Origin of the sequence: Pseudonocardia nantongensis, assembly GCF_046546495.1 — a bacterium.
Taxonomy (GTDB): domain Bacteria; phylum Actinomycetota; class Actinomycetes; order Mycobacteriales; family Pseudonocardiaceae; genus Pseudonocardia; species Pseudonocardia nantongensis.
Window position 1 is genome coordinate 332313 of sequence record NZ_JBKGXT010000001.1, and the last position, 19326, is coordinate 351638.

The following is a 19326-nucleotide window of genomic DNA, read 5'->3' on the forward strand; positions in this document are numbered from 1 at the left end:
TCCACCAGCACGGCCCCGTCGAGCACGCACCCCGCCACGCGACCGATGACGCCGGGGGACGACGAGCCCGCCCGCCCGTCGGCCACCCGGCGGGTCCGGGCCCGGATCGCGCGCCGGATGACCCCGCAGCGGGTCGCGATCGTCAAGCCGGTCCTGGAGCCGCTCGCCGCGGTGCACCGCTCGTTGCACCCGAAGGCCGACCTGGTGCTGCTGCAACGGGCCTACGACGTGGCCGAGGACAAGCACGACGGCCAGGCCCGCAAGTCCGGTGACCCGTACATCACGCACCCGCTCGCCGTCTCCACGATCCTGGCCGAGCTGGGCATGGACACCACGACGCTGGTCGCGGCGCTGCTGCACGACACCGTCGAGGACACCGACTACTCGCTGGAACGGCTGCGCGCCGAGTTCGGCGATGAGGTCGCGCACCTGGTCGACGGCGTCACCAAGCTGGACAAGGTCGAGTTCGGCAACGCAGCGGAGGCCGAGACGATCCGCAAGATGGTCGTCGCGATGGCCCGCGACCCGCGGGTGCTGGTGATCAAGCTGTCGGACCGGCTGCACAACATGCGCACGATGCGCTTCCTGCGGCCGGAGAAGCAGGTCAAGAAGGCGAACGAGACCCTGGAGGTCTTCGCCCCGCTCGCGCACCGGCTCGGCATGGCCACGGTGAAGCTGGAGCTGGAGGACCTGTCGTTCGCGATCCTGCAGCCGAAGAAGTACCAGGAGATCGTCCGGCTGGTGGCCGATCGGGCTCCGTCCCGGGACACCTACCTGCGCCAGGTCATCGACGAGGTGAACCAGCAGCTGGAGTCGGCCCGGATCGCGGCGACCGTCGAGGGACGGCCGAAGCACTACTACTCGATCTACCGGAAGATGATCGTCAAGGGCCGCGACTTCGACGACATCCACGACCTGATCGGCGTCCGGGTGCTGGTCGACGAGGTGCGGGACTGCTATGCCGCGATCGGCATGGTGCACGCGTTGTGGCAGCCGATGCCCGGCCGGTTCAAGGACTACATCGCCCAGCCGCGGTTCGGGGTCTACCAGTCGCTGCACACGACGGTGATCGGGCCGGACGGCAAGCCGCTGGAGGTGCAGATCCGCACCCGGGCGATGCACCGCACGGCCGAGTACGGCATCGCCGCGCACTGGCGCTACAAGGAGGTCCGTGGCGGCGGGGGCCGGGAGGTCGAGGTCGAGGAGATGGCGTGGATGCGCCAGCTGCTCGACTGGCAGCGCGAGGCCGCCGACCCGGGCGAGTTCCTCGACTCGCTGCGGTTCGACCTGGCCGCCCGGGAGATCTTCGTCTTCACGCCGAAGGGTGACGTCGTCACCCTGCCGACCGGCTCCACCCCGATCGACCTGGCCTACGCGGTGCACACCGAGGTCGGGCACCGCTGCATCGGGTCGCGGGTCAACGGCAAGCTCGTCGCGCTGGAGCGCCAGCTGTCCTCCGGTGACGTCGTCGAGATCTTCACCTCCAAGGCCGAGGACGCCGGACCGAGCCGGGACTGGCTGTCCCTCGCGAAGTCCCCGCGGGCCAAGGCGAAGATCAAGCAGTGGTTCGCCAAGGAGCGCCGCGAGGAGGCCGTCGAGGAGGGCAAGGAGGCGATCACCCGGGAGGCCCGTCGCACCGGGATGCCGTTGCAGCGGCTGATCTCCGGGGACGCCATGTCCGCGATCGCCCGCGAGCTGCACTACTCCGACGTCTCGGCGCTCTACGCCGCGGTCGGCGAGCACCAGACCAGCGCCCAGCACGTCGTGCACCGGCTGGTGGCCTGGTTCGGCGGCGAGGAGGAGGCCGAGGAGGAGCTCGCCGAGCGGGGCACGCCGTCCACCGTCCGACACCGCAGGCCGTCCGGGGACGCCGGTGTCGTCGTGCAGGACATGGACGGCAACACGATGGGCGACCTCTACGTCAAGCTCGCGCGGTGCTGCACCCCGGTGCCCGGCGACGAGATCCTCGGCTTCGTCACCCGCGGCGGCGGGATCAGCGTGCACCGCACCGACTGCACCAACGCCGGTGACCTGACCACCCGCGAGGAGCGGCTGGTCGACGTCACCTGGTCGGTCTCGCCGGAGTCGGTGTTCCTGGTCGCGATCCAGGTCGAGGCCCTGGACCGGCACCGGCTGCTGTCCGACGTGACGAAGGTGCTGGCCGACGAGAAGGTCAACATCCTCTCGGCCTCCACGACGACGTCGCGGGACCGGGTGGCGGTCTCCCGGTTCTCGTTCGAGATGGGCGACCCGAAACACCTCGGGCACGTGCTGCAGGCGGTGCGCAACATCGAGGGCGTCTACGACGTCTACCGGGTCACCAGCGCCGCATAGCGCCGGCCCGCGCCGCGGGTCACGCGGCGAGCAGCGAGCGGCCCGTGTCGGTGAGGTGCGGCCGCAACGGCGCCGGGCCGGACGCCTCCACGAGCCCGGCGTCGGCCAGCCGCACGCCGGCGAACTGGTCGCAGAAGCACCGGCCGTCGATCGTCAGCGAGTGGCACGCGTCGTCGGTGACGGTGCAGCGGTCCGCGGCGATCGCCCGCAGCACCGCACGGTCCCGGTTGCTCAGCGGGGCGAGGACCCTTGGTGGTGCGAGAACCGAGGTGGTCATGATCGCTGCTCCTCTCCGTGCGTGTCTCCGAGCGTGCCGGTCGGTCGGACCGTTCAACGATGTTCCGGAGGAGCCGCCCGGACCAGCGAGCCGCCCCTACCGTGCCCCGGCTCAACCCGCCGGACACAGTAGGGACAGCCCCCGCAGCGCGTTCTCATCGGTGCCGGGCGCGCCGTTCGGGGGCGCGGTGCCCGCGTGACGGCCGGCAGGACCCCGGCACCGCGTCAGCCGGTGGCGACGCCCTGGATCTCGACCGGGGTGTTCGGGGTCCCGTCGCCGGACCCGGTGGACTCGCCCGCCCGCGCGACGGCGTCCAGGGTCTTCAGGCCCTCCGGCCCGATCGAGCCGAACACGGTGTAGTTCGGCGGCAGCTCGGCGTCGCCGTAGATCATGAAGAACTGGCTGCCGTTGGTGTCCGGACCGGCGTTGGCCATGGCGAGCAGCCCCCGGCCGTAGGTGAGCTCCGGGAACACCTCGTCGGCGAACGAGTAGCCGGGCCCGCCGCTGCCGCGGCCGGTCGGGTCCCCGCACTGCAGCACCTGCAGGCCCGGGCTGGTGGTCATCCGGTGGCACGAGGTGCCGTTGAAGTAGTCCTGCTGGATCAGGTTCGTGAAGCTGTTCACGGTGCACGGGGCGAGCGCGCGGTCCAGCGTCAGGTCGATCGGCCCGGCGCTGGTGGTGAGCGTGGCCGGCACCGTGCCCTCGGCGGGGACCGGGCCGTCGGCAGGCGGGTTCACCGGTGTGGACGCCTGCTCCGGCGACGCCGGGTAGCTGCAGTCCACCGACGCCGGCAGCGCGGTCGGGCGCTGCGGCAGCGGGACGGTGGGCAGGCCGGAGGTGTCCGGGCCGGCGGCGGCGCTGTCCCCGCCCGCCGCCGGGTCGTCGCTACCGCTCCAGGCGGCGGTGACCGCGTAGAACCCGGCCACCGCCAGGACGACCACGACGACCGTCCCGATCGCGGCGATCGTCGTGGTGCGCTTGCGCTTCGCCGCCCGCTCCGACCGGTGCTCCTGCTGCGCGGCCAGCTTGCGCTTGGCCGCCTCCCGGCGCTGCTCGTTCGTCGCCACCGTGTCTCTTCCCCTGTCGATCACCCGTACGCGTGGCGAGGGTAGCGGGGCCACCTGAGAGACATCCTGAGAGACACCGGTTCTACGCTGGAGGCACCGCACCGCCGAGAGGACGTGGATCAGCAGTGACCGCCACCGAGCAGCGGGCCGACGGCGACCGGGCCCGCGGGCCCGAACCGTTCGCCGCGCCGAAGGGCATCCCGGAGTACCTGCCGCCGGCCTCGGCGGGGTTCGTCCACGTCCGGGACACCCTGGCCGCGGCCGCCGCTCGCGCCGGTTACGGGCACATCGAGCTGCCGATCTTCGAGGAGACCGGGCTCTACGCGCGCGGGGTGGGGGAGTCCACCGACGTCGTCGCCAAGGAGATGTACAGCTTCGCCGACCGCGGCGAGCGGTCGGTGACGCTGCGCCCGGAGGGGACCGCCGGCGTCGTCCGATCGGTGATCGAGCACAACCTGGACAGGCAGGGCCTGCCGGTCAAGCTGCGCTACGCGGGGCCGTTCTTCCGCTACGAGCGTCCGCAGGCCGGCCGCTACCGGCAGCTGCAGCAGGTCGGCGTCGAGGCGATCGGGATCGACGACCCCGCGCTGGACGCCGAGGTCATCGCGATCGCCGACGAGGGCTTCAAGGCGCTGGGCCTCACCGGCTACCGGTTGGAGATCACCTCGCTGGGCGACGCCGAGTGTCGTCCGCAGTACCGCGCGCGGCTGCAGGAGTTCCTGGCCGGGCTGGACCTGGACGGCCCGACCCGGGAGCGGGCGGCGATCAACCCGCTGCGGGTGCTCGACGACAAGCGTCCCGAGGTCCGTGCCGCGATGGCGGACGCCCCGCTGCTGATGGACCACCTGTCCAGCGGGGCCGCCGAGCACCACGCCGCCGTCCTGGAACACCTGGACGACCTCGGCGTCGCGTACACGGCGAACCCGCGGATGGTGCGCGGCCTGGACTACTACACCAAGACCACCTTCGAGTTCGTGCACGACGGGCTCGGGTCCCAGTCCGGGATCGGTGGCGGCGGCCGCTATGACGGCCTGATGGCCACCCTCGGCGGGCCGGAGCTGACCGGCGTCGGGTTCGGGATCGGCGTCGACCGGACGCTGATGGCCTGCGAGGCCGAGGGCGTGCAGCCGTGGGCTGTGGCCCGGGCCGACGTGTTCGGGGTGCCGCTCGGCGACGCCGCGAAGCGCCGGCTGGTCGTCATCGCCGCCGCACTGCGCTCGCGCGGGGTGCGGGTCGACGTCTCCTACGGCGGGCGCGGCCTCAAGGGCGCGATGAAGTCGGCGGACCGCTCCGGTGCCCGGTACGCGATCGTCCTGGGGGACAGGGACATCGCGGGCGGCACTGCCGGGCTCAAGGACCTGGTCTCCGGCGAGCAGCGAGACGTCGGGCTGGACGCCGTGGTCGACGAGGTCGTCGCCGCGCTCGGGAGCTGAGCGGGGTGGCCGTCGGGGACCGGGATCGCTGGGACGCCACGCACCGCGCCCTCGGTGCCGGGGCCCCGGCACCGCCGGACGCGCTCCGGGGCCGACCCGAGCTGGTGCCCGGCCGCGGGCGCGCGCTGGACGTGGCGTGCGGGCGCGGGCCGGTCGCGGTGTGGCTGGCCGAACGGGGCCTCGACGTCGTCGCGGTGGACGTCTCGCCGGCCGGGTTGGCCGCGGGCGCGGCCCTGGCCGACGCCCGCGGGGTGCGGGTCCGCTGGGTGGAGGCCGACCTGGACGGCGGGTTCCCCGCCGACGACGGCACCTACGACCTGGTCGTCTGCCAGCGCTTCCGGGACCCGGCGCTCTACCCCGCGCTGCGGGCCGCGCTCGCACCCGGCGGGCTGCTCGTGCTGAGCGTGCTGTCGGAGGTCGGCGACGCCGGCGGCCGGTACCGCGCCGCGCCCGGTGAGCTGCTCGACGCCTTCGGGGATCTGGAGGTGCTCGGCCACCGCGAGGCCGGGGGAGAGGCACACCTGCTGGCGCGCGCCCCGGTGTGATCACCGGTGATCAGGGCCCACGACCTGCTCCGCCCGCAGCGCCGAGTGGGTGACCGTGTCCCCGCGGGCGTGTGCCTCCAGGTGCTCCCGGGATCGGTCCGCGCCCAGGGTGCTGCGCATCGCGGAGAACAGGTCGGCGCTCCACCACACCGAGGTGTCCATCGACAGCGACACCGGGATCCCGTGCTCGCGCAGCGCCCAGGTGGGCGGGTAGCCCTGCCCGGCGCTCTGCTCGCTCTCGGTGGACACCGACACCGTGCCGCCGGTCGCGGCGATCCGCTGGTAGGAGTCGGTGGACAGGGTGGCCGCGTGCACGAACACGGTCTCGGGCGTCATGAAGCCGCCCTCGTGCATGAGCCGTATGCCGTCGTCGTTGGTGGCGCCCCAGACATCCGCGTGCGTGCTCACCGGAACGCCGAGCTCGCGCGCGGCCTCGAACGCGGGCCGCTCCGGGTGCGGCGCGCGTTCGGCCACACGACACCGGACCGGACCGTGATCGCCACCGACTGCGGGATGAAGTACCTGCCGCGGGCGAGCGCGGCGGGCAAGATGGCGGCGATGGCCGGGGCGGCCGGGGTGCTGCGGGCCGAGCTCGGCTGAGTACCGGCCCACGACGACAGGGGACCACCACCATGACGCAGCAGCGGGCCGAGCTGGTCGAACGTCTCCGGAGCGCGCTCGCCGGCCGGGAGGCGGTCCGCGAGGTCGCGATGTTCGGCGGCCGCGCGTTCATGGTTGACGGCGCGATGGTCGTCAGCGCGCTGCGGTCCGGTGACCTGCTCGTCCGGGTCGACCCGGACCGCGGCGACGGGCTCGTCGCGCTCCCCGGCGCGACCCGCGCCGAGATGGGGGCCGGGCGCAGCATGGGGCCGGGGTGGGTGTCCGTGGCCGCGGACGCGATCGCCGACGAGGCCGGGCTCGGCTTCTGGCTCGGCGTCGCCCTGGACCGGCCCCGGGGCGGGTGACCGGCGCGGCTACCGGCGGGCGACGACGAGGGCCGCCAGGCCGGTCGTGACCGGGACCGAGGCGACCAGCCCGATGCTGCCGACCAGCGTCCGGACGATCTCGGTGGCGACGTCCTGGCTGGTCAGCACGTCGCCGAAGTTTCCCGACGACACCGTGAACAGCAGCATCAGCGGGAGCGCGGCGCCGGCGTAGGCGAGCACCAGCGTGTTGACCGCGGAGGCCACGTGGTCGCGGCCGATCCGCATCCCGGCCGCGAACAGGTCCCGGGCTCCGAGCGACGGGTTCGCCGAGCCCACCTCCCAGACGGCGGCGGCCTGGGTGACGGTGACGTCGTCGAGCACGCCCAGGGCGCCGATCACCAGGCCGGCGAGCAGCAGCCCGCGGGCGTCGATCGGGACGCCGCCGAGGGTGCCGATCAGGTTGGTGGTGGTGTCGTCCAGGCCGGTCAGCCGGGCGAAGCCGGAGAACCCGTAGCCCAGGACGCCGATCAGGACCAGCGACGCGAGGGTGCCCAGCACCGCGCACGACGTCCGCGCGGAGAACCCGTGGGTCAGGTACAGCACCGCGAACATGATCAACCCGGAGCCGGTGACGGCGACGGCGAGCGGTGGGTTCCCGGACAGGATCGAGGGCAGCACGAACCACAGCAGCACCGCGAAGCTCAGCACCAGGCCGGCCAGCGCGGCGACCCCGCGCCACCGTCCCAGGAGGACGACGGCCACCGCGAACGCCGCCGCCAGCCAGCCCAGCGCGGGGGCGCGCTGGAAGTCGGTGAGCTGGTAGGAGCCGGCGTCGTCCGGGTCGCCGCCGGACCAGGACAGCGTGACCGGGTCACCGAGGGCGAACCGCGGGCTGGACGGCTCGTTCGGCATCAGCTGCACGATGTCGCGCCCGGCGCGCGGGCCGTCCGTCATGGCGACCGTGACCCCGGTGCAGGCGCCGTCGCCGGAGCCGGGGGAGCAGTCGGCGACCTGCACCGCGCTGACGTCGCCGTGCACCGACTGGACCGGCGGGAGGGCGGGCGTCGGGGCGGCGCCGGGCCACAGCAGTGCGACGCCGGCCAGCGCCGCCAGCGCGCACGGCACCAGCAGCGCCACCAGCAGGTTCCGCACCCGGCGGCCGGCCGGGGTGGCGGGACCGTGGCCGTGGCCGTGGCCGTGTCCCGCTGCGTCCCCGTGTCCCGGCGTGGGGCCGAGGGGCGGGTCCGCCGGTGGGGCGGTGGGCCGTCCGCGAGCGCGTCGGCGGGTGCGGCGCCCGGTCGTGCGGGCGTCGTCGGCGGCGTCGACCCCGCCGGGCTCGTCGGCCGGGGGTGCGCCCGGGCAGTCGCCCCAGCCACCCGGGTGCCCCGGCTCGGCGGCCGGCGGACCGACCTGCCCCGGGGTGGAGTGCCCGACGACGTCCGCGCGGCCCGCCGCGGCCTCGGCCCGGCGGCGGGTGGCCCGGCGGCCGGTCGCGCCCGGCCCGTCCGGGGTGTCGGGCGGGCGTGGGGTGCCGCCGGTGGTCGTCGGGCGCGGCGGGTGCCCGGTGCCCCCGTGCTGCAGGGGAGCGCCTCCCGGGCTCCTACCGTCCGGGGAGCTGTCCGCCCGTGACCGGGAGGTGCCCGCCGGGGACGGTCCCGGCGTGACCGGACCGGTCCGCTCGATCGCTCCCCGGTCGGCGCCCGGCTGCTCCATACCGGTCCGCTCGGCATCCGGCCGCCCGGTGCTCGGCCGCGCCATGCCCGGCCGCTCGTCCCGGGGCGCGGCCGGGGCACGGTGCCCGCCGCCGTCGCGCTCGTCGGCCCGCCGTCGCCCGCCCGGCCGGGCCGGGACCCGGTGTGGAGCGGCACCGGGATCGGCCGGGGCGCGGGGGCGCTCGGGTGGCTGCACCCCGGCATCCTCGCAAGTGATCTCCGCCGCCCGGCGTCCGATCGCCCGGCAGCGACCGTCCGGCGACGACCGGTTGCCCGGCGTTCGAACCTGTGTTCGACTCATTCTCGTGCGATGGAACGGGCAGCAGGTCGGGGCGGACGGTATCGGTGGCGACGCGGCGCTGCCCGGGATGCGCGGGCTGCTGCGCACGGTGCGCACGCCGGAGTTCGCCGGGACGGTCTTCCACGAGGTGGAGGCACGGTCGGCGCTCAACCGGGTGGGGTCGTCGTCGCCGGTGCCCTTCGGCTGGACGGTCAACCCCTACCGGGGGTGTTCGCACGCGTGCACCTACTGCCTGGACGGCGCCACCCCGGTGCTCACCGCGGACGGGCGCTCCCGCCCGATCGCCGAGCTGCGTCCCGGTGACGAGGTGCTCGGGACCGTGCCGGACGGTCCGGGCGGGCGGCGCCGCTGGATCCGGACGCCGGTGCTGGCGCACTGGGCCACCCGCCGGCGCGCGCAGCGGGTCACCCTCGACGACGGCACGGTCCTGACCACGTCCGCCGAGCACCGCTTCCTCACCCCCGGCGGCTGGGCGCACGTCCGGCCCGGCCGCTGCCGGTCGTCCGTGCGGCGCCCGCACCTGCGTCCCGGGACGGCGCTGGTCGGGCCGGGCGCCGCCGCGCGTGAACGTCGCCGCCCGGAGGGCTGGGCCGACGGGTACCTGTGCGGGCTGGTCCGCGCCGACGCCGTCCGCGGCCGGGTCACCGCGGAGCGGTTCCCGTCCGCCTGGGTAGAGCTCGAGGCGCTGGCCCGGGCGCACCACCTGATCACCGCACGGCGATCGGTCCCGATCGGCGGCGGCACCGGGGAGCCGGTGCCGGCACCACCGACCCGGCTGCCGCCCCGGCCGGGGCCGGGGTGGTCGGCCGGGTTCCTCGGCGGGATCCTCGACGCCTGCGGCGAGGTCACCGCGGGCGTGCTGCGGATCGTGCCGGTCGACCCGGGCCTGACCCGGGCCACCGCGGACGCACTGCGCCGGCTCGGGTTCCGGGTCGCCGCGGAGCAGACCGCGCGGGCCGGTGTGCCGGGCGCGCGGGCGCTGCGGCTGCTGGGCGGGGCCCCCGAGCAGCAGCGCCTGGTGGCGACGGCCGATCCGGCCGTGGCCCGGGTCCGGGACGTCGCGGGCGCCCTGGTGGAGGAGCCGCCGGACGGTGCGCCGCGGGTGGTCGACGTGACCGACACCGGCGAGACCCGCCCGATGTACGACATCACCACCGGCACCGGCGACTTCGTCGCGGCCGGGGTGGTCAGCCACAACTGCTTCGCCCGCAACACCCACACCTATCTCGACCTCGACTCCGGGGCGGACTTCGACTCGCAGATCGTGGTGAAGGTGAATGTCGCCCGGGTCCTGGAACGGGAGCTCGCCGCGCCGCGCTGGCGCCGCGAGCACGTCGCGATGGGCACCAACACCGACCCGTACCAGCGGGCCGAGGGCCGGTACCGGCTGATGCCCGGCGTGATCTCGGCGCTGGCCCGCTCCGGGACGCCGTTCTCGATCCTCACCAAGGGCACCGTGCTCACCCGGGACCTGCCGGACCTGGCGGCCGCGAACGCCGACGTCCGGGTCGGGACCGGGGTGTCGATCGCGCTGCTGGACCGGGAGCTGCAGGCCGGGCTCGAGCCCGGGACACCGAGCCCGCGGGCCCGGCTGGAGATGGTCCGCAGGATCACCGATGCCGGGCTGCCCTGCGGGGTGATGGTCGCACCAGTGCTGCCCTGGCTGACCGACTCCGACGAGGCGATGGACGCGCTGCTCGGCGAGATCGCCGCGGCCGGGGCGAGCCGGGCCACCGTGCTGGCCCTGCACCTGCGACCCGGTGCCCGGGAGTGGTTCCTGCAATGGCTCGGCCGCAGCTACCCGGCGCTGGTGCCGCGGTACGAGCGCCTCTACCGGCGCGGTGCCGACGCCGACCGCGGGTACCGTGCGGCGCTGCGCCGCCGGGTCGCCCCGCTACTGGCCCGGCACGGGCTGGACCGGGCGGAACCGGATCCGCGCGACCCGGGGTGGACGCGACAGGACGTCCCGACCGCGGCGGCGCCGGACCCGCGGGAGGGCCAGCTGAGCCTTCTCTGATTACCCGGCGTACCGATGCCAAACCTGGTCGCGGGCGCCGGGGGGCGTGCGGATAGCCTTGTCCGCCGTGATGCGAACCCACCCCGTCGGCACCCTGCGTGCCGAGAACGCCGGCCAGACCGTGACCCTCGCCGGATGGGTGGCTCGCCGCCGCGATCACGGTGGCGTGATCTTCATCGACCTGCGGGACCGATCCGGATCCGCGCAGGTGGTGTTCCGCGAGGGCGAGATGGCCGAGCGTGCGCACCGGCTGCGGGCCGAGTTCTGCATCCAGGTCGTCGGTGAGGTCGTCCGGCGCCCCGAGGGCAACGAGAACCCGGAGCTGTCCACCGGGAGCATCGAGGTCACCGTCACCGGCCTGACCGTGCTCTCCGAGGCCGCGCCGCTACCGTTCCCGATCGACGAGCACTCCGGCGTCGGCGAGGAGATCCGGCTAACGCACCGCTACCTCGACCTGCGCCGGTCCGGCCCGGCCGCGGCGCTGACGCTGCGCAGCGACGTCAACAAGGCCGCCCGTGACGTGCTGGCCGGCGAGGACTTCATCGAGGTCGAGACCCCGACCCTGACCCGCTCCACCCCGGAGGGCGCCCGGGACTTCCTGGTCCCGGCCCGGCTTCGGCCCGGTTCCTGGTACGCACTGCCGCAGAGCCCGCAGCTGTTCAAGCAGCTCCTGATGGTCGGTGGCCTGGAGCGCTACTACCAGATCGCGCGCTGCTACCGGGACGAGGACTTCCGCGCCGACCGGCAGCCCGAGTTCACCCAGCTCGACATCGAGATGAGCTTCGTCGAGCAGGACGACGTCATCGCGCTGGCCGAGAAGGTGCTGGTCGCGCTGTGGCGGCTGATCGGCCACGAGATCGACACCCCGATCCCGCGGATGAGCTACGCCGAGGCGATGGCCCGGTACGGCTCGGACAAGCCGGACCTGCGGTTCGGCATCGAGCTGACCGAGCTCACCTCGTACTTCGCGAACACCGGGTTCCGGGTCTTCCAGAACCCCTACGTCGGCGCGGTCGTCATGCCGGGTGGGGCGTTCCAGGCGCGCAAGGCCCTCGACGGCTGGCAGGACTGGGCCAAGCAGCGCGGGGCGCGCGGGCTGGCCTACGTGCTGATCGGCGAGGACGGCACCGTCGACGAGCGAGGCCCGGTCGTCAAGAACCTGTCCGACGCCGAGCGGGCCGGCCTGGCCGAGGCCGTCGGCGCGAACCCGGGCGACTGCATCTTCTTCGCCGCCGGGAAGCCGTCCGAGGCCCGGGCCCTGCTCGGCGCCGCCCGCGGTGAGATCGCCCGCCGGATCGACGCGATCGACTCCTCCGCCTGGTCGTTCGTCTGGATCGTCGACGCGCCGCTGTTCGAGTCGTCCGCCGACACCGACGACGTCGCGGTCGGCGGCGGGGCCTGGACCGCACTGCACCACGCGTTCACCTCGCCGACGCCGGAGTGGATCGACTCGTTCGAGCAGGACCCGGGCGAGGCGCTGGCCTACGCCTACGACATCGTCTGCAACGGCAACGAGATCGGCGGGGGCTCGATCCGTATCCACGACCCCGAGGTGCAGAAGCGGGTCTTCGAGATCATGGGTCTGTCCGAGGCCGAGGCCAAGGAGAAGTTCGGCTTCCTGCTCGACGCGTTCTCCTACGGTCCACCGCCGCACGGCGGCATCGCCTTCGGCTGGGACCGGATCACCGCCCTGCTGGCCGGGACGGACTCGATCCGCGAGGTCATCGCGTTCCCGAAGACCGGCGGCGGGTTCGACCCGCTCACCCAGGCCCCGGCGCCGATCACGGCGGCCCAGCGCAAGGAGGCCGGCGTCGACGCGAAGCCGGCGACGCCCGCACCCGGCGGCTCGGCACCCGGGAAGCCGGGTGAGACCGGCGGCGGCGCCCCGGAGAAGCCCGGCCCCGCCGCGTAGGTGCCGGCCCACCGCACCGGAGCGGAGGCCCGGCGGTCGCCGACCCCGGCGCACCGCGGGGACGACCGCGGTTCCGCAGCGCGCACGGCCGCCCGCACGTCCTCGGGGCACCGACCGGGCCGGTCCCGAGAGGTAGGGTCGGCGGCGATGACGGATCCGGCGGCGACCCCGGGCGCAGTCGCGGCCGTGGCCGGCGCGGCGCGGCTGCTGTCGCGGCGGGCCGGATCGGACGTCGAGCTCTCCGCCCCCGAGGACCTCGGCGGCAGCGGCAGCTCGGTGGTCGCCCGCGCCCGGATGGGGCAGAACCCGTTCTCCGACCGGCGCAGCGTCGTCGTCAAGCACTACCGGGACGACCCCGGGGTCGCGGACCCGTTCCGCTACGAGGTCGCGTCCTGCCAGCTGTTCACCGCGCTGCCCAGCGACGTCCGGCCCAGCCCGGTGATCATCGCGCACGACCCGGACCAGCGGCTGCTGGTGCTGGAGGACCTCGGGCGCAGCTCCACGCTGGCGGACAAGCTGTTCGGCCCGGACGGCGACGCCGCCGGGCACTGCCTCCTCGGCTGGGCCCGCGGGCTCGGCCGGATGCAGGCCGCCACCGCGGGCCGGGAGGGCGACTTCGGGGCGCTGCTGCGCCGGCTGGGGGAGAAGGTCCGCCGCGACCCGATCGCCGACCAGGCCCGGGCCGCGCTCGCCGGGCTGCCCGACCTGCTCGGCGAGGCGCTCGGCGTCACGGTGCCCGAGATGGCGGTGCCGGAGGCCCACGCCGGGGTGCGGCTGCTCGGCGGCACCGGGTTCCGCGCGTTCAGCCCGTCCGACACCTGCCCGGACAACAACCTGGTCACCAGCCGCGGCGTGCGGTTCGTCGACTTCGAGTGGGGCGCGTTCCGCGACGTCGTGCTGGACGCGGCCTACGTCCGGGTCCCGTTCCCCGGGTGCGCGGCCAGCTTCGCGTTGCCGCCCGGGGCGGCCGACCAGATGCTCGACGCCTGGCGGACCGAGGTGACCCCGGTGTGGCCGGAGCTCGACGACCCGGATGTGCTGCGGTCCCGGCTGGCCGACGCGCAGCTGCTCTGGGTGTGGTGGTCGAGCTGGCAGCTGCTGCCCCGGCTGCTGCTCCGGGACGGCCCGATCGGCCCGGACGCCGGCCGCTCACCGCGGATCAGCACCGCGGTCCGGCACTACTGGCGCGGTCTCGCCGAGACCGCGCGCGCGACCGGACGGCCGGCGACCGCGGAGCTGGCCGCCGCCGTCGTCGGTGCGCTGGAGGAGCGGTTCCCGGACGCCCCGTCCGAGCTGCCGGTGTTCCCGGCCTTCCGCAGCGGCCACTGAACCCGAGCGGGCGGGCCGAGGTGGGCCCGCCCGCCGTCACAGCCGGCGCAGGAAGTTCCCGATCCGCTCGACGGCCTGCTCCAGCTGCGGCAGCGCGGTCGCGTACGAGCAGCGGAGGTGCCCCTCCCCGGACGGCCCGAACACGCTGCCCGGCACGACCGCCACCGACTCCTCGCGCAGCAGCCGCTCGGCGAAGGTCTCCGCGTCGAGCCCGGAGCCGCGGATCGAGGGGAAGGCGTAGAACGCGCCCTCCGGCTCGGGGCACTCCAGCCCGGCCTCCCGCAGGCCCTTGACGAACACCCGGCGGCGCCGGTCGTAGTCGGCGACCATCTCCGCGACGTCGCCGTTCGCGCTGGTCAGCGCCTCCACCGCGGCCGCCTGGGAGACGTGCGGGGCGCACAGCATCGTGTACTGGTGCACCCGCAGGCACAGCTCGGCGATCGGGCGCGGCGCGGCCAGCCAGCCGATCCGCCAGCCGGTCATCGCCTGCGCCTTGGAGAACCCGCCGAGCACCACCGTCCGCTCCCGGGCGCCGGGCACCGCACCCAGGCAGGTGTGCGTGCCGACGTAGGTGAGCCGGTCGTAGATCTCGTCGGAGAGCAGGTACAGGTCGTGCCGCTCGGCCAGGGCGACCAGCGCACGCAGCACCTCGGGCCTCTGCACCGCGCCGGTCGGGTTGGCCGGCGAGCCGATCAGGATCGCCTTGGTGCGCGGGGTGAGCGCGGCCTCGACGGCGTCGACGTCGATCGCGAACCCGTCCTCGGCCCGGGTCGGCACGCCGACCGGGGTGCCGCCCGCGAACTGCACGCACGGCTGGTAGGCGACGTAGCAGGGTTCTGGGACGATCACCTCCTCACCCGGGTCCAGCAACACCCGCAGCGCCAGATCGAGGCCCTCGGAGACGCCGGTGGTGATCAGGCACTCGACGGCCGGGTCGTAGTGCGCGTCGTACCGCGCGGCCAGGTCCGCACAGATCAGCTCGCGCAGCCGGGGCAGGCCCGCGTTGCCGGTGTAGGTGGTGTAGCCGTGCTCCAGGGCGTAGATCCCGGCCTCGCGGATCCGCCACGGGGTCACGAAGTCCGGTTCGCCGACGCCGAGCGAGATGACGTCGTCCATCTCGGCGGCGATGTCGAAGAACCGGCGGATCCCGGACGGCGGGACGGCGGTGATCGTCGAGTTGAGCGGCTTCACCAGGCCCTCCTCACGGCGTCACCGGCAGCCGGTGGTCCTGCTCCGGCTCGGCGAAGGTGTCGCCGTCGCGCTTGTAGGCGGTCAGCACGAAGAACGTGGCGGTGGAACGCACCCGGTCGATCGTGGACAGCTTGTGCGACACGAAGTCGCTGACCGCGCGGATGTCCGCGGCGACGACCGTGCAGCGCAGGTCGTGCCCGCCGGAGACGAGGAAGCAGTCCCGGACCTCCTCGAACCGGGAGATCCGGGCGGCGACGTCGTCGAACCCGACCCCGCGGGCCGGCGCGACCGCGACGTCGATGAAGGCCGTCACCTGGGCCCCGGAGCGGCCGGCACCGGGCACGCCCTGCGCCCCGTCCTCGTAGCGGGCCCAGTCGACGACCGCCTTGTGCCGGCGGACGACGCCGGACGCCTCCCACTCCGCGATCCGGGCGTCGACCTCGTCGACCGGCACGCCGAGCATGGTGGCGACGGTGTCGTGACTCAGCGACGCGTCGCGTTCGAGCAACTCGAGGATCTCACGCACGCGGCCGACCCTACGATGACGCCCCGGGGCCTGCCCGGTGCGCCACGAGCGGCGGCCGGGGACACGATCGCGTTGCGTATGCGCTGCGGTGACGCCTGCCGGCGTTATCGTCCGCCCCATGACGAATCAGCCGCCCTACGGCGGTTCCGGGGAGCGCCCGGACGACGACGACCAGACGAACCGGTACGGCGATCCGGGCCACGGTCAGCAGGGCCAGGGCGAGGGGCAGTACGGCCAGGGGCAGTACGGGCAGGGGCAGTACGGGCCGGGTGCATACGGCGCCGGCCAGGCCGGCTACCCGGGTGGCCCACCGGGTTCCTACCCGCCCGGTCCGCCACCGGGCGGCTACCCCGGCTATCCCGGATATCCCGGGGGCGCGAACCGGCCGCCTGCACCGCCGTCGAACCCGCTGGCCGCGTTGTTCGACTTCGGTTTCAACCAGTTCGTGACGCCCTACGTCGTCAAGTTCCTGTACATCCTGCTGACGGTGGTGCTGGGGCTCGGGTACCTGTTCGTGGTGGTGGCCGGGTTCTCGCAGAGCCTGTTGTTCGGACTCGTGGCGCTGGTCGGCGGCGCGGTCGGGTTCCTGATCTACCTGACCCTGGCGCGGGTGACGCTCGAGTTCTACTACGCCGTGGTGCGCATGTCCGAGGACATCCACCACCGCCGCTGACGGGTAGCCGACGGGACCGAGCGTCCCTGACGGTCCGGCCGGAACCGGCGTCCTGGCAGGCTGGTCGGTGATGAGCACCGACGGCCTGTTCGACATCGACCCCGGGCCAGCGGGGGACGGCAACGCGGGGCCGGACGACGGCGCCGACGGCCCGCGGCCGGGCGCGCCACTGGCCGCCCGGATGCGCCCCCGCACCCTCGACGAGGTCGTGGGCCAGGCCGAGCTGCTCGCTCCCGGCGCGCCGCTGCGCCGCCTGCTGGAGGGTGGGGCGGCGGCGTCGGTGCTGCTCTACGGCCCGCCCGGCACCGGCAAGACCACGCTGGCCCGGCTGATGGCGGGTACGGACCGGGGCAGTCTCGATTCCGGGGCCGCTCCCGGAGCCGATGCCGGGCCCCCGCCCGGCCGGCACTTCGTGGCGCTGTCGGCGCTGTCGGCCGGGGTGAAGGAGCTGCGCGCGGTCATCGAGGAGGCGCGGCAACGCCGGGACCGCTCCGGCCGGACGACGGTGCTGTTCATCGACGAGGTGCACCGCTTCTCCCGCACCCAGCAGGACGCGCTGCTCGGCGCCGTCGAGGACCGGCTGGTGCTGCTGGTCGGGGCGACCACCGAGAACCCGTCGTTCTCGGTGGTGTCACCGCTGCTGTCCCGCTCGCTGGTGCTGCAGCTGCAGTCCCTCGGCGAGGACGACGTCCGGGAGCTGCTGCGCCGGGCCGTGGTCTCCGAGCTGGGGCTGAACGGCGCCGTGTCGCTCGGCCCCGAGGGGGAGGACGCCCTCGTCCGGCTCTCCGCCGGGGACGGCCGCCGCGCGCTCACGGCGCTGGAGGCGGCCGCGGACGGCGTGCTGGGAGCGGGCGAGGACGAGCCGGTGATCGACGTGGACGCCGTGCAGCGGGCCGTCACCGAGGTCGCGGTCCGCTACGACCGGGCGGGTGACCAGCACTACGACGTGATCAGCGCGTTCATCAAGTCGATCCGCGGCTCGGATCCGGACGCGGCCCTGCACTACCTGGCGCGCATGATCGTCGCGGGGGAGGACGCCCGGTTCATCGCGCGGAGGCTGATGGTGCACGCCAGCGAGGACATCGGGCTGGCCGACCCGACCGCGCTGCCCGCCGCGACCGCGGCCGCCCAGGTGGTGCAGCTGGTCGGGATGCCGGAGGCCCGGATCGCGCTGGCCCAGGTCACCCTGCACCTGGCCACCGCGCCCAAGTCGAACGCGGTGATCACCGCGATCGACACCGCGATGGCCGACGTCCGGTCCGGCAAGGTCGGAAGCGTCCCGGCGCACCTGCGCGACGGGCACTACACCGGTGCGCAGAAGCTGGGCAACGCCGTCGGGTACCGCTACCCGCACGACGACCCGGACGGCGTGCTGCGCCAGCAGTACCCGCCGGACGACGTGGTCGGCGCCGACTACTACGCGCCCACCACCCGCGGCCACGAGCGCACCCTCGCCGAGCGTCTGCCGAAGCTGCGCCGGGCCGTGCGCGGCCGGAAGGAGTAGGCCGCCGGCGTCGGCCCGTGGTGGGCCTCAGCCCGTCGTCAGCGTCAGCCCGAGCGCGTCCGTCGCCGACCCGATCGGGGTGAAGTAGCTGGTGCAGCCGTCCGCGCCGCCGGCACCGGTGTGCACGCCCTGGGCCTGGCCGTCGGAGGTGAGGTACGGGGCGCCGGAGTCGCCCTCGCGGGCGCACGCCGACACCGAGGTGAGCCCGGACTGCTGCTGACCGTCGAAGTTCACCGTCATGCCGGTGCGCTCGACCGTCCCGCAGGAGCGTCCGCTGGTGGAGCCGTAGAGGCACACCGACGAGCCGACCGGCGCGGCCTGCGAGCCGGCGACCGGCGTGCCGGACACCGTCGGCGAGGCCGTGCCCTCCTCGACCGGGATCGCCCCGACGTCGATCCCCTCCGCCGCGGAGCGCGGCCCGGACCCGATGGTGCTCTCCTCCGACCCGGCGTACCAGGTCGAGGACTGCCGGGTGCAGTGCCCGGCGGTGATCAGCCAGGCGCCCTCGGCGTCGGAGGCCGCGAACCCGGCCGTGCAGCGCCGGGTGCCGTCGGTGATCGTGTCCCCACCGGCCACCGCGGCCTGGCGCAGCGGCGCCGACGGCACCGTCTCCACCCGCAGGGCGGCCGGGTCGAGCCCGGCGGACAGCGTGCGCGCCAGCTCCTGCGCCCCCGGCCCCTCCACGACGCTGAGCACGACCTGCTCGGTGCGCGGATCGGTGCCGTAGGCCGCAAGGCCGGCCGGCATCCCGGTGGCGGTGCGCTCGTCGAGGGCCTGGTGCACGGCGTCCGGGTCACGGCGGGGCCCGTCCCGGAGGACCGGGGTGGCGCCCAGCGCCGACAGCACCGGCGCCATCCCGGCGTCCCAGGTACCCACCATGAGCCGGCCACCGGGCGAAGCGGAGCGGGAGCCCGCATCGGCGCCGGGCGAAGCGGAGCGGGAGCCCGCATCGGCGCCGGGCGAAGCGGAGCGGGAGCCCGCATCGGCACCGTCGCCCGGCTCGTACCAGATCCCGGCCGGATCCCCGCCGACGGTGTCGGTCACCGCGGGCACCAGCGCCGCCGCGGCGGTCTCGGAGAGACCGGGCAGGCCGGGCAGCCCCGGCAGCGTGGACGGGGGGTTCGCCGGTCCGGCGAGGGCCGGGGCGGCGGCCCCGGTGCCGATCAGGAGCGCGCCGGCGAGGGCGGCGAGCAGCAGGCGGTGCGGGCGGCGCAGGGGCACAGGGATTCCTTCGAGCAGCGGTGCGGCCGGTGTCGTCCGGCTCAACGACACTGCTCCGTCCGGGTCACGCGGGCGGGCGTCATCGAACCGGTGACACCCGGCCGGCTCCGGACCGGCGTCGTTGCGCCACCGGAGGGAACGGCACTACCGGCTGTCGTCGTATACCGCAAATTGAGCATGTTGATTGACCCCGAACGGGTGTCTCGACAGGGTTCATTGCAGGCCGGGGGCGGGCCGGGTGGTCCAGTCGGAGCCTTCCCACCACCCGGCACCGGACAGCGAGCAGGCCACCGGCCGGACCACGACGGGCGGGCGCGCCGGTGCAGACGGGCAGATCGGGGTGCGGTCACGGCCGCAC

At 74.8% G+C, this 19326-nt stretch carries 15 protein-coding genes and 1 pseudogene; 9 read left to right on the forward strand and 7 right to left on the reverse strand.

All coding sequences use genetic code 11. The features are described 5' to 3' along the window. The first annotated feature begins 45 nt into the window (after positions 1-45). Positions 46-2334 (forward strand): RelA/SpoT family protein, encoded by a 2289-nt coding sequence (locus tag ACLFMI_RS01455; RefSeq protein ID WP_410945941.1) that lies wholly within the window; start codon positions 46-48, stop codon positions 2332-2334. Between the two features lie 19 nt (positions 2335-2353). On the opposite strand, the gene ACLFMI_RS01460 is transcribed toward ACLFMI_RS01455, so the two are convergent. Next, positions 2354-2611 carry a hypothetical protein gene (locus ACLFMI_RS01460; protein ID WP_410945851.1) on the reverse strand — a complete coding sequence of 86 codons (258 nt, stop codon included), beginning with the start codon at positions 2609-2611 and terminating at the stop codon, positions 2354-2356. A 224-nt stretch (positions 2612-2835) separates the two neighbouring features. Next, on the reverse strand, positions 2836-3678 hold the full coding sequence (locus ACLFMI_RS01465; RefSeq protein WP_410945852.1) for a peptidylprolyl isomerase: 843 nt from the start codon (positions 3676-3678) through the stop codon (positions 2836-2838). Between the two features lie 125 nt (positions 3679-3803). On the opposite strand from ACLFMI_RS01465, the gene hisS reads away from it, so the two are divergent. Both hisS and ACLFMI_RS01475 read left to right on the forward strand, forming a co-directional pair. After that, positions 3804-5111, forward strand: coding sequence for a histidine--tRNA ligase (hisS, locus tag ACLFMI_RS01470; RefSeq protein WP_410945853.1), 1308 nt, complete (start codon positions 3804-3806; stop codon positions 5109-5111). A 5-nt stretch (positions 5112-5116) separates the two neighbouring features. After that, positions 5117-5656 carry a class I SAM-dependent methyltransferase gene (locus ACLFMI_RS01475; RefSeq protein WP_410945854.1) on the forward strand — a complete coding sequence of 180 codons (540 nt, stop codon included), beginning with the start codon at positions 5117-5119 and terminating at the stop codon, positions 5654-5656. 18 nt (positions 5657-5674) lie between these two features. Here the strand turns inward: ACLFMI_RS01475 and ACLFMI_RS01480 are convergent. Then, a pseudogene (locus ACLFMI_RS01480) lies at positions 5675-6109 on the reverse strand (amidohydrolase family protein); the annotation flags it as partial. Positions 6110-6288: 179 nt separating this feature from the next. Between ACLFMI_RS01480 and ACLFMI_RS01485 the strand changes: the two are divergent. Then, positions 6289-6621 carry a TfoX/Sxy family protein gene (locus ACLFMI_RS01485; protein ID WP_410945855.1) on the forward strand — a complete coding sequence of 111 codons (333 nt, stop codon included), beginning with the start codon at positions 6289-6291 and terminating at the stop codon, positions 6619-6621. 9 nt (positions 6622-6630) lie between these two features. On the opposite strand, the gene ACLFMI_RS01490 is transcribed toward ACLFMI_RS01485, so the two are convergent. Continuing rightward, positions 6631-8490: a YibE/F family protein gene (locus tag ACLFMI_RS01490; protein WP_410945856.1), complete on the reverse strand. Its 1860-nt coding sequence runs from the start codon at positions 8488-8490 to the stop codon at positions 6631-6633. Between the two features lie 109 nt (positions 8491-8599). Here ACLFMI_RS01490 and ACLFMI_RS01495 point away from each other — a divergent pair, with 109 nt between their 5' ends. The 3 genes from ACLFMI_RS01495 (at position 8600) to ACLFMI_RS01505 (ending at position 13853) form a co-directional block, all read left to right on the forward strand. After that, the gene (locus ACLFMI_RS01495; protein WP_410945857.1) at positions 8600-10612 is read left to right on the forward strand and encodes an intein-containing Rv2578c family radical SAM protein; all 2013 of its coding nucleotides are present in this window, start codon (positions 8600-8602) and stop codon (positions 10610-10612) included. 67 nt (positions 10613-10679) lie between these two features. Beyond that, entirely contained in the window at positions 10680-12524 is a 1845-nt protein-coding gene (gene aspS / locus ACLFMI_RS01500) for an aspartate--tRNA ligase (RefSeq protein WP_410945858.1), read from the forward strand. A 147-nt stretch (positions 12525-12671) separates the two neighbouring features. After that, the gene (locus tag ACLFMI_RS01505) at positions 12672-13853 is read left to right on the forward strand and encodes a hypothetical protein (RefSeq protein ID WP_410945859.1); all 1182 of its coding nucleotides are present in this window, start codon (positions 12672-12674) and stop codon (positions 13851-13853) included. Between the two features lie 36 nt (positions 13854-13889). Here ACLFMI_RS01505 and ACLFMI_RS01510 read toward each other — a convergent pair whose 3' ends face one another. Both ACLFMI_RS01510 and ACLFMI_RS01515 read right to left on the reverse strand, forming a co-directional pair. Beyond that, positions 13890-15044, reverse strand: a complete 1155-nt coding sequence (locus tag ACLFMI_RS01510; protein ID WP_410945860.1) for an aminotransferase class I/II-fold pyridoxal phosphate-dependent enzyme — start codon at positions 15042-15044, stop codon at positions 13890-13892. A 10-nt stretch (positions 15045-15054) separates the two neighbouring features. Beyond that, entirely contained in the window at positions 15055-15570 is a 516-nt protein-coding gene (locus ACLFMI_RS01515; protein ID WP_410945861.1) for an Lrp/AsnC family transcriptional regulator, read from the reverse strand. Between the two features lie 118 nt (positions 15571-15688). Here ACLFMI_RS01515 and ACLFMI_RS01520 point away from each other — a divergent pair, with 118 nt between their 5' ends. Further along, complete coding sequence (locus tag ACLFMI_RS01520) at positions 15689-16243, forward strand: DUF4282 domain-containing protein (protein ID WP_410945862.1); 555 nt, start codon at positions 15689-15691, stop codon at positions 16241-16243. A gap of 70 nt (positions 16244-16313) precedes the next feature. Further along, the gene (locus ACLFMI_RS01525) at positions 16314-17747 is read left to right on the forward strand and encodes a replication-associated recombination protein A (protein WP_410945863.1); all 1434 of its coding nucleotides are present in this window, start codon (positions 16314-16316) and stop codon (positions 17745-17747) included. A 27-nt stretch (positions 17748-17774) separates the two neighbouring features. On the opposite strand, the gene ACLFMI_RS01530 is transcribed toward ACLFMI_RS01525, so the two are convergent. Continuing rightward, positions 17775-18968, reverse strand: a complete 1194-nt coding sequence (locus ACLFMI_RS01530) for a trypsin-like serine protease (protein ID WP_410945864.1) — start codon at positions 18966-18968, stop codon at positions 17775-17777. Between the last annotated feature and the right edge of the window lie 358 nt (positions 18969-19326).